At 39.9% G+C, this 9,652-nt stretch carries 12 protein-coding genes; 11 read left to right on the top strand and 1 reads right to left on the bottom strand.

Annotated elements, in window-relative coordinates:
• On the top strand, positions 1 to 408 hold a 408-nt coding region (locus LD39_RS03685; RefSeq protein ID WP_035543011.1), incomplete at its 5' end, for a site-2 protease family protein.
• A 271-nt stretch (positions 409 to 679) separates the two neighbouring features.
• The gene (locus LD39_RS03680; RefSeq protein ID WP_035543010.1) at positions 680 to 1,045 is read left to right on the top strand and encodes a GNAT family N-acetyltransferase; all 366 of its coding nucleotides are present in this window, start codon (positions 680 to 682) and stop codon (positions 1,043 to 1,045) included.
• Positions 1,046 to 1,094: 49 nt separating this feature from the next.
• Here LD39_RS03680 and LD39_RS03675 read toward each other — a convergent pair whose 3' ends face one another.
• Positions 1,095 to 1,565 carry a DUF309 domain-containing protein gene (locus tag LD39_RS03675; protein ID WP_035543002.1) on the bottom strand — a complete coding sequence of 157 codons (471 nt, stop codon included), beginning with the start codon at positions 1,563 to 1,565 and terminating at the stop codon, positions 1,095 to 1,097.
• Positions 1,566 to 1,705: 140 nt separating this feature from the next.
• On the opposite strand from LD39_RS03675, the gene LD39_RS03670 reads away from it, so the two are divergent.
• From LD39_RS03670 to ccsB, 9 genes are all read left to right on the top strand, one after another.
• Positions 1,706 to 2,461, top strand: coding sequence for a segregation/condensation protein A (locus LD39_RS03670; protein ID WP_035543000.1), 756 nt, complete (start codon positions 1,706 to 1,708; stop codon positions 2,459 to 2,461).
• Positions 2,452 to 3,042 (top strand): SMC-Scp complex subunit ScpB, encoded by a 591-nt coding sequence (scpB, locus tag LD39_RS03665; protein ID WP_035542999.1) that lies wholly within the window; start codon positions 2,452 to 2,454, stop codon positions 3,040 to 3,042. Before LD39_RS03670 ends, scpB begins: the two co-directional genes overlap by 10 nt.
• A 213-nt stretch (positions 3,043 to 3,255) precedes the next feature.
• A complete protein-coding gene (locus tag LD39_RS03660; RefSeq protein WP_052158715.1) occupies positions 3,256 to 4,305 on the top strand; it encodes a D-alanyl-D-alanine carboxypeptidase family protein in 1,050 nt (349 codons plus the stop codon).
• Positions 4,299 to 4,889, top strand: coding sequence for a nucleoside recognition domain-containing protein (locus LD39_RS03655; protein ID WP_035542996.1), 591 nt, complete (start codon positions 4,299 to 4,301; stop codon positions 4,887 to 4,889). Before LD39_RS03660 ends, LD39_RS03655 begins: the two co-directional genes overlap by 7 nt.
• Positions 4,886 to 5,401: a spore maturation protein gene (locus LD39_RS03650; protein ID WP_035542994.1), complete on the top strand. Its 516-nt coding sequence runs from the start codon at positions 4,886 to 4,888 to the stop codon at positions 5,399 to 5,401. Before LD39_RS03655 ends, LD39_RS03650 begins: the two co-directional genes overlap by 4 nt.
• Positions 5,402 to 5,561: 160 nt before the next feature.
• Positions 5,562 to 6,290: a pseudouridine synthase gene (locus tag LD39_RS03645; protein WP_035543013.1), complete on the top strand. Its 729-nt coding sequence runs from the start codon at positions 5,562 to 5,564 to the stop codon at positions 6,288 to 6,290.
• 54 nt (positions 6,291 to 6,344) lie between these two features.
• A complete protein-coding gene (resA, locus tag LD39_RS03640; protein ID WP_035542993.1) occupies positions 6,345 to 6,899 on the top strand; it encodes a thiol-disulfide oxidoreductase ResA in 555 nt (184 codons plus the stop codon).
• A 28-nt stretch (positions 6,900 to 6,927) separates the two neighbouring features.
• The gene (locus tag LD39_RS03635) at positions 6,928 to 8,607 is read left to right on the top strand and encodes a cytochrome c biogenesis protein ResB (RefSeq protein ID WP_052158714.1); all 1,680 of its coding nucleotides are present in this window, start codon (positions 6,928 to 6,930) and stop codon (positions 8,605 to 8,607) included.
• Positions 8,582 to 9,652 (top strand): c-type cytochrome biogenesis protein CcsB (ccsB, locus tag LD39_RS03630; protein WP_035542992.1); only part of this gene is annotated, 1,071 nt, incomplete at its 3' end. The genes LD39_RS03635 and ccsB, both read left to right, overlap by 26 nt.

Below are 9,652 nucleotides of genomic sequence, written 5' to 3'. Positions count from 1 at the left end.
ATACATGAACTAGGTCATGTTCTAGCTGCCCTTGCTTTTCGTACAGAACAAAGTACCATCAATGTTGGTTCTGGCATACCGCTTATTAAAGGTAAAATTGGAAAAGTGCGATTCAACATTCGATGTCTAGTATTTCATGGAGCCCATTCTATTAATGAGCGTAAGGATGAGTTTAGCGATCATCAAAAAGCCTGGATTTGCTTAGGTGGTCCGCTTTTGAATGCCATTGTCTTCTTCCTTCTGTTCTTAACACCTTCATTTGACCGCTTTAGTCCTGTCACATTATTTTATTTATTTAATGGTTATTTGGCGATAGCGAACCTGATTCCTTTTCGAATTAAAGAAAAGAAATCGGATGGGTACCGCTTCATACAATGTATAAAAAACGACGGAACTAGACGGGGTTGAACATACCGAAACTTTTATGTATGCTATTAGCTAGGTGCGAAACCGTCACCAATGGGGGAACGAGAATGAAGAAGAAAAACTGGACGTTATTTGCAGTGCTGTTAGTATTCAGTTTGTTTTGGGGATTCTATTACTGGTTCGGAATCGTACAGTAAACAAGACTAATAAATTCTAAAAGTAACGGTAATTATGAGCAATGGTTGTTAAAACGGTCCGTAGAATTACTATTCAGTATAATAAAGTCTATTTTCTTAAATGATGAGGGGTTACTATGTTAATTCGATATAAAAAATCGTTCGAAAAGATTGCCATGGGTCTCTTATCTTTCATGCCTGAAGTAGCAGATGTAAAGGTGCTTCAGGAAATAGTTAAAGAGTACGAAGTCAATCCCGACTGGAATCTTTTCCTATGGAAGGATGAAGATATTCTTGGTGCGATTGGTGTGCGCATTGAAGGTGACGAGGCAGTAATACAGCATGTATCCGTCAATCCGTCTCACCGGAATTTGGGTATTGGAAAAAGAATGATCCATCGTATCCAAGAGCAGTTAGGCAATCAGTATCATGTTCGTGCGGATGTGGCCACAGAATCATTTTATGATAAATGTGAAGCTGAAAGCCCATCCTCACAAGTTTAGAGACTTGAGAAAAGGAGGTGTCCTTAGACACCTCCTTTACTTTTGGTTTTCACTTATGCCTTCGCTTCGAATGTTTGTGAATCAAATAGTAGTTGGATAGATTGCTGGGCAGTCCGTAAGAGACTCCCCATCGATCACATGTACTCTTGACGAGGGCTTTCAAATGTGGATCATATATGGGCAATAAAAAGCTCCTGTAAGGTTGATTATTATTCAGGTTGTCACGAATGGACCCAATCCTGTCAAAAATCTCTTCCTTTTCAAGTCCAAGTGCTTCGAGGGACTTAGAAATATCCTCGTACCGTTTTGCACACCTTTCGATAAGTATTTTAGCCCCTTTGAAGTTTTTTCTTCGATAATGGTACATACATACCGCGAGCTGGATGAGAAAAACCCATACGGAGTTCCTATTTTTCGGATCTACGTTCTTCCAATGTTCTTCGAGAACTTCATGGCATTCAAAATAATCCCGAGTTCCATGAAAATGTGCTAAGTATTCGATATATAAATTAGGGTACATTGAATAAGCCTCCACGACTAATAGTCTAATTTCATTGTAATCGACATTTAGAGACTTTCACAAGTTATCAAGTTGTAATTAACGGAGGTCTAAATCTTTGGTAAAATAAAGACGGTAATTGATCATAAAGGAAGAATACAATGACAAAAAGCTATCAAGTAAAAGTAGACGGTTTTGAAGGTCCTCTAGACCTTCTTTTACATCTTATCAATCGTTATGAGATTGATATTTATGATATACCTGTGTCCCAGATTACGGACCAATACATGCATTATATCCATACGATGAAAGAGCTGGAGCTCGACTTAGCGAGTGAATATCTAGTCATGGCTGCCACATTGCTGGCGATAAAAAGTCAGATGCTGCTGCCGAACCCGAATGTCGACGATCCGGATGAAGTTGAAATGGAAGATGATCCAAGAGAAGAGCTCATGCGCAAATTGATTGAGTACAGAAAATATAAACAGGCAGCTGAGCAGTTGAAAGAGAAAGAGTTAGATGCCAATCGCATCTATACACGACCTCCTATGAGTAAAGATGAGTTAGGTGGAGACGATGCCCCTGAACTGAAACCAGGAGAAGCCTCCATTTATGACATGATTCAAGCAATGGGAAAACTTCTTAATCGGTCTAAAACCACAACTCCACAAGATACAAAGATTAAAAGAGATGAAATTCCAATTCAGATGAGAATGGATGAAATCCTTCATCAGGTGGACCTGAAGAAAGAAGGGACCCCGTTTTATGAGTTATTTGAAAAAAGAACTCGTCCACATATCGTTGTTACATTTATGGCTCTTCTCGAGTTGATGAAAAGTAATGATATCACGTGTGTACAACAGAAACATTTTGATGAATTAATAGTGTTTAAGATGGAGGATGCACCATGGAGTTAGAAGAATATAAAGCAATCATTGAGGGGATGTTATTCGCTTCTGGTGAAGAGGGGCTGACAACTCGCAAATTAAGCAATTTACTTGATGTCGGACATAAAGAACTCCTGTCAATGGTTGAGGAAATGTCCGAGGAATATAAGGAGTCTAGACGGGGAATTACGATTATGAATTCCCAAGGGACGCTACATTTGACTACGAAGCCAGAACACGCATCTTATTATAAAAAGATGATAGATTCCACAGGATCGAGTCGTTTATCTCAAGCAGCCCTTGAAACTTTAGCAATTATTGCTTATCAGCAGCCGATTACTCGGATTGAAATTGACGATCTTAGAGGTGTAAAAAGTGATCGAGCTGTTCAAACGTTAGTAAACAGAAGTCTAATTGAAGAAAAGGGACGTAAAGATGCCATAGGGCGTCCTGTTCTTTTCGGAACAACGAAGGAATTTCTCATCTATTTTGGGTTAACCTCGATTGAAGAGCTGCCTCCTCTTTCTGAATTAAAAGAACAAGAGGATGTAGAAGGCGAAGCAGACCTTTTCTTTGAAAAATTTTCGGAGCCGGATTTAACTAGTGAATAAAAAAGAGAGTGCCTTCTTTAGAGGTACTCTCTTTTTCTGTGCCCTTGAGGTTCAAGGCGTAGTTTTGCTTATGCGTTTCTGGACTCCCGGCCCCTATCCACACTTAAATAAATCATAAGCTTGTACTTTTCTGCATAGAGTTAAGCAAATGACGAGAATAGGGAGGAAGCCCTTTTGAGAAAGTGTCTTTGCATACTCACCATCTTTCTTTTGATGTTCCCGGTGTTCATGACCAAAAAGGTTCATGCAAACCCTAATATAGCTGTTTCCGCTGAGCACGCGGTGCTGATGGATGCGGAATCTGGAAGAGTCTTGTTTGAAAAAGATGCTTATGAATCGTCTTTGATTGCGAGCACAACGAAGATCATGACTGCAATCATTGCTATAGAATCTGGTAAATTGAATGAAAAAGTTAAAGTAAGCAGCCGGGCTATTCATACAGAAGGATCGTCTATTTATTTGACAGAGAATGAAAAGATACCACTCAAAGACCTTGTTTATGGGTTAATGCTGCGCTCAGGAAATGATTCAGCGGTCGCAATAGCTGAACACGTCGGCGGAAGTGTAGAAGGATTTACTCAAATGATGAATGAAAAGGCGCTATGGCTTGGTATGAATGATAGTCACTTTGAAAACCCTCATGGATTGGATGGGGAGACCCACTATTCTAGCGCATATGATTTAGGATTGCTGATGGCTTATGCTATGAAAAATGAAACATTTCGTGAAGTGACGGGAAGCGAAAAGTATTTATCAGAAAACCGTGATTACGCTTGGATGAACAAGAATAAATTATTGACAAGATATTATGATCCTACAAACGGAGGGAAAACAGGATTCACAAAAAAAGCTGGAAGAACCTTAGTTTCTAGCGCTGAAAAAGATGGCTTACAGTTAATAGCAGTTACATTGAACGCTCCTGATGACTGGAATGACCACATCAATATGTATGAATGGGGATTCAAGAATTTCGAGACAGTGAAACTGCAAAGTGAAGGAGTCATTGAAGCAAATGGACAAACTTATTATTTCCCGAGAGATGTCTATTTCCCTCTTACTCTTAATGAGAAAGAAGCTTTACAAGCAAGCTTTTACCGTTATCCGTCGTCAGGGCAAAATGGAATGGTCGCTGGTGTAACTCAATATTCTATTGGAAATACTCCTTTGCTAGAAGCACCCGTATGGAAGGAAAGACCGACAAAATCCTTTGTAACAGAAATAAAAGGGTTCATGTCTCAAATGATGGGGGTGGCCCCATGGTGAACCTGATCTGGGCGTTTTTAGCCGTGATTGGTATCGCCTTTGCGGCTTTTAATGGGACAATGGAAGAAGTAAATAAAGCTATATTCTCTACGTTAGATGAAGCTATTATGATTACTTTAAGTTTGACAGGTGTACTTGTCTTTTGGCTTGGTCTAATGAAGATTGCAGAGGCTGCAGGTTTATTAGATGGATTAGCGAACATTTTCCGACCTTTCGTAAAAAAAATCTTTCCAGATATTCCTGAAAATGATCCCGCCCTTGGGTATATTCTTTCAAACATGACGGCTAATATGTTTGGACTGGGTAATGCGGCTACACCTATGGGACTAAAAGCGATGAAAGAATTAAAAAGACTATCAGGAAATGAAGAAGCGAGCCGTTCTATGATCACATTGCTTGCGATTAATACGTCCTCTCTAACTTTGATTCCGACAACCGTTATCGCCATACGGATGAAATATGGTTCTGCTGACCCGACGAGTATCGTTGGAGCCACCATACTTGCTACCGTTATATCAACTGCAGCTGCGTTGATGATTGATCGCTTTTTCTATTACAAACGTAAGCGAGTGTTAAAGATATGATCAGCATTTGGCTTATACCGGGTATCATTTTAGTTATTTTGGTTACTGCTACAATGAAAAGGATTCCTTCTTATGAAGTTTTCGTAGAAGGAAGCAAAGAGGGGATCCAGATTGCAATCTCTCTTTTACCGTTTCTGCTTGGTATGATGGTGTCGATCTCTATATTTCAGGCATCAGGGGCTATGGGGGCGATTCTCAGTTTTTTCAAACCCTTCATGGCGGCTGTTGGTGTTCCTGCTGATATTCTTCCACTGGCGCTTATCAGGCCGATCTCCGGGACTGCCGCACTCAGCGTAACTACTGAACTCATTCGTACGTATGGACCTGACTCTTTTATCGGTCAGCTTGCATCGGTTATGCAAGGAAGTACGGACACGACTTTATATATTATTACGGTCTACTTCGGAGCTGTCGGAATTAAACGTATGGGGGACGCCTTAAAGGTTGGACTACTTGCAGATTTAGTTGGTATAATAGCATCGATCATTATTGTGATCATCCTATTTCACTAATAGGGTGGTTTTTTTGTTCAAATCTTTCAAGAATGTGTATAATGTAAATGAGCTGAGGAGCCGCGCTGGAATTAGTCAGCGGGGCTTGCTGTTATGCTGTAATTATATTTTGAAAAATGAAAGAAATTTATAGAAGGTTGGTGAGGGTCCCATGGCTAACATGGAACGACTACAAAAGGTGATCGCTCACGCGGGTGTAGCATCACGAAGAAAAGCAGAAAAATTGATTGCGGAAGGTAAAGTAAAAGTGAACGGAAAAACGGTTACTGAGTTAGGAACGAAAGTCAGTAGTAACGATGAAGTGGAAGTAGAAGGTGTGCCGATCGATAAGGAACAGCCCGTATATTACTTGCTTTATAAGCCTCGTGGAGTAATTTCAAGTGTAAGTGATGATAAAGGGAGAAAAGTGGTAACAGATTACCTTCCAGAAGTGGAAGAACGAATTTTTCCAATCGGTCGATTAGATTATGATACTTCAGGTTTGATTCTGCTTACCAATGATGGTGAATTTGCAAATTTGCTTATGCACCCTAAGCATGAAGTAGATAAAGTATATATCGCTAAAACCAAAGGTATTCCTACAAAAGAGCAGCTTCAACAACTTAAAAAAGGAATGTCAGTAGATGGAGAATATTTGAAAGCAGTCCATGCGAAAATTATGTCTACTGATGCAAAGAAAAATACTGCTATCGTTCAGATCATCCTTCATGAAGGGAAGAATCGTCAGGTGAGAAGAATGTTTGATGCGCTCGGTTATCCTATCGATAAATTGAAGAGGGAGCGCTACGGCATGTTGGATCTGAAGGGTATGAATGCAGGGGATGCTCGTCCTCTAAAACCATTTGAAGTTAAACAGCTTCGTCAACTGGCAGAAGAAAATGTTAAATAAAGTTCAAATTTACCGTTTCCAATCAATGTTATAATGACTTGGGAGTGAATCATTATGAAAGAATCAACTTTGAAGAAAAAGAGAAAGCGCTTAATTTTCCGTACTTCATTACTTGCAGTGATGGTAGGCTTGGTTATTTTTGCTATAGTATCAACGCTCAAAGATGATAAAGCTGTCATTGCTAAAGGTGAACAGGCACCGAACTTTCAGCTAGAGAAATTCGGTTCTGGTGGTGAAACGATTGAATTGAGTGAATTAGAAGGCAAAGGTGTTATGTTGAATTTCTGGGCTACTTATTGCGGTCCATGCAAAGATGAAATGCCTTATATGGAGAAGCTTTATCCGAAGTATAAAGAAAAAGGGGTAGAAATTCTTGCAGTGAATTTGGATACGACTGAACTTGTCGTTAAGCGATTCATAGATCGGTATGATTTGACATTCCCAGTATTACAGGATAAGGGTGGCCAAGTCATGGATCTCTATAATATCGGTCCAATTCCTACAACACTTTTCATTAACGATGAAGGTGAGATTGTTGAGCAAGTTACCGGCCCACTTACTTTGAGTAAACTTGAAGGCTATCTTCAACAAATAACACCAGAGGAGTAGAGTCTACTTGAAATTGTGAGGTTTTATTATGAAAGAAATTACATGTGAATGTGGTCATGTGAATCCGGAGGGAACGGTACTCTGTGAATCATGTGGTAAACCGCTCGAGCAAAATCAACACATTGATGGAAATGATGAAAAGCAACTTCTCAATATGAGGTACGATGGAAGTGCCAGACGTTCGCAAACTTATAATCGCACTTATATTGATAAAGTTTGGAATTTCTTTTCATCTGTCAAGGTAGGGGTGTGGCTGATCGTCCTCACTTTAATTGCATCTGCTATCGGTACAATTCTTCCTCAAGAGATGTACATACCGCCAAATGTTGATGCCTCAACCCACTACCGAGATCAATATGGTATATTTGGGCAAATTTATTATCAATTAGGGTTGCATAACACGTTCAGTTCATGGTGGTACATGCTGTTACTTGCTTTAATTGGAATTTCTATTGTCATTGCAAGTATCGACAGATTTTTCCCGCTATACAAAACGTTGAAAAGACAAAAACCTAAACGCCACGAGCTTTTTATGAAAAAACAGAGGATATTCGGAGAAACAAAGTCAAATCAGATTGATATCGAACGGTACAAAAATAACCTGAAGAAGCGTCACTATAAGATTAGAGAACAAGATGGCCATTTATTGGCTGAGAAAAACCGTTTTGCAAGGTGGGGGCCTTATGTCAATCATATCGGTTTGATTGTATTTTTAATTGGATCTCTGATGCGCTTTGTTCCGGCGTTTTATATTGATGAATTTGTCTGGGTCCGTGAAGGGGAAACGGTAATGATTCCAGGAACGGATGGAAAATACTACATGAAGAATAATGATTTCATTCTAGAAACCTATGACGAGAATGATGAGCGCTTTAAGGAAGCTATTCAAAACCAAGGGGCACCTGTCCCGAAAAATTTCCAGACGGATGCTGTCATTTATGAACGAACGGATGAGATTGTTCCTGGTAAGGAGCCTGAACTAGAAAAAATAAAAGATTCTTCCGCAAAGATGAACCATCCTATTAAGTTTGATGACTATGCGCTTTATCAAGCAAGCTATCAATTGAATGAATTTAAGCAAATGACATTCAAAATTCACGATAAAGACAACGAGGACACCAACTACGGTGAGTTTACAGTCGACTTAACGAATCCAAAATCCGAATATACTTTGGACAGTGGTTACCGGGTAGTTATTGAAGATTATTATCCCGAGTATAAAATGGAAGATGGACAGCCGGTTTCCATTTCAAAATATCCTAAGAATCCTGCATTTGTCTTTAACGTGTACCCTCCAGGAGAAACTGATCCTGAAACAAGCTTTCTTGGAATAGGTGCCAACGTTGATGCTAGTGGAGAAAATGAATTCAAGCTTGGGTTGGTCAACTTTGATGTACGTGATGTTACCGGCTTAACGGTTAAAAAAGATCATACTCTTTGGCTCATCGCTATCGGTGGAGCGATCTTCATGATTGGAGTTATTCAAGGCATGTATTGGAACCACCGTCGTATATGGCTTCAGCCTAAAAAAGATGGGGTTTGGATTGCGGGTCATACGAATAAAAACTGGTTTGCCTTGAGACGTGACATCGAAAAAGTCATTGAAGGTACCCATATCAATGAACCTATCGATCAGTATGAGATGAAAGATCATCAAGCCATAGTGAGCGAGGAGGAAGAAAATGGACTTAAGTACAATCAGCAGTAATTTGCTGTACGCAGCTTTTTTCATCTATTTAATAGCGACGTTTTTCTTTGGAGGAACGATTCGTGATAAAAATAAAGGAAAAAGCAAAGTGGCGGGGAACATTGGGATTACGTTAACGATCATTGGGTTTCTGACTCAGGTGGGCTATTTTATCACTAGATGGATCGCCAGTCACCATGCACCAGTCAGTAACTTATTTGAATATACTACTTTCTTTGGGATGATGTTGGTCTTTGCTTTTATCGTTCTGTATTTTATTTACCGAGTAGACTTGCTTGGATTATTCGCCTTGCCGATTGCTTTGTTAGTTATCGCTTTTGCGAGCATGTTTCCGACAGAGATTTCACCTTTGGTGCCTTCACTGCAGTCCCATTGGCTTTACATTCACGTAACTACTGCTTCGCTTGGGCAAGGAATTTTGTCTGTGAGTTTCGTTGCAGGATTGATCTTCCTTATTCGCCAAGTCGATCAGACGAAAAAATCAAAACATACTTCATGGCTTGAGTTTGTTATTTACGTGATTGCCTCAACCATAGCATTCATCGTGATTACCTCAGCATTCAGTGTGATGGGCTATGAAGAAACGTTTAAAGCACCTGTAAATGGACAGGTAGTCGACATTACTTATGAAGTTCCGGCGATTGCAGGCCCAGCTGGAGGCGAACTTATTTCAGAAGAAGGCCTATCTCCTCTGTTCCTTACACCTGAATGGATGAGGGGAGAAGAAGCTGCCAAAAAGTTAAATACGTTTATTTGGTCTTTATTAGGAGGGCTGTTCATTTACGGATTAGCTCGACTGATATTAAGGAAACGCGTAGCTGCAGCGATTCAACCGCTTCTGAAGAAAGTGAACCCTGAACTAGTAGATGAAGTTTCCTACCGTTCGGTAGCAATTGGATTTCCTGTATTTACCTTGGGAGCAATTATATTTGCATCTATTTGGGCCCAGCAAGCATGGGACCGTTTCTGGGGTTGGGATCCTAAAGAGGTATGGGCGCTTATAACATTCTTTTTCTATGCGGCTTATTTGCATCTAAGGTTATCA

Source organism: Halobacillus sp. BBL2006 (assembly GCF_000786645.1).
Taxonomy (GTDB): domain Bacteria; phylum Bacillota; class Bacilli; order Bacillales; family Halobacillaceae; genus Halobacillus.
This window is presented reverse-complemented; position numbering and strand designations above follow the sequence as displayed.

What these genes read in the sequence shown, in the direction of transcription:
- LD39_RS03680 (WP_035543010.1), top strand. Translation starts at nt 680, where the DNA reads ATGTTAATTCGATATAAAAAATCGTTCGAAAAGATTGCCATGGGTCTC.
- LD39_RS03675 (WP_035543002.1), bottom strand. Translation starts at nt 1,565, where the DNA reads ATGTACCCTAATTTATATATCGAATACTTAGCACATTTTCATGGAACT.
- LD39_RS03670 (WP_035543000.1), top strand. Translation starts at nt 1,706, where the DNA reads ATGACAAAAAGCTATCAAGTAAAAGTAGACGGTTTTGAAGGTCCTCTA.
- scpB (WP_035542999.1), top strand. Translation starts at nt 2,452, where the DNA reads ATGGAGTTAGAAGAATATAAAGCAATCATTGAGGGGATGTTATTCGCT.
- LD39_RS03660 (WP_052158715.1), top strand. Translation starts at nt 3,256, where the DNA reads ATGTTCCCGGTGTTCATGACCAAAAAGGTTCATGCAAACCCTAATATA.
- LD39_RS03655 (WP_035542996.1), top strand. Translation starts at nt 4,299, where the DNA reads ATGGTGAACCTGATCTGGGCGTTTTTAGCCGTGATTGGTATCGCCTTT.
- LD39_RS03650 (WP_035542994.1), top strand. Translation starts at nt 4,886, where the DNA reads ATGATCAGCATTTGGCTTATACCGGGTATCATTTTAGTTATTTTGGTT.
- LD39_RS03645 (WP_035543013.1), top strand. Translation starts at nt 5,562, where the DNA reads ATGGAACGACTACAAAAGGTGATCGCTCACGCGGGTGTAGCATCACGA.
- resA (WP_035542993.1), top strand. Translation starts at nt 6,345, where the DNA reads ATGAAAGAATCAACTTTGAAGAAAAAGAGAAAGCGCTTAATTTTCCGT.
- LD39_RS03635 (WP_052158714.1), top strand. Translation starts at nt 6,928, where the DNA reads ATGAAAGAAATTACATGTGAATGTGGTCATGTGAATCCGGAGGGAACG.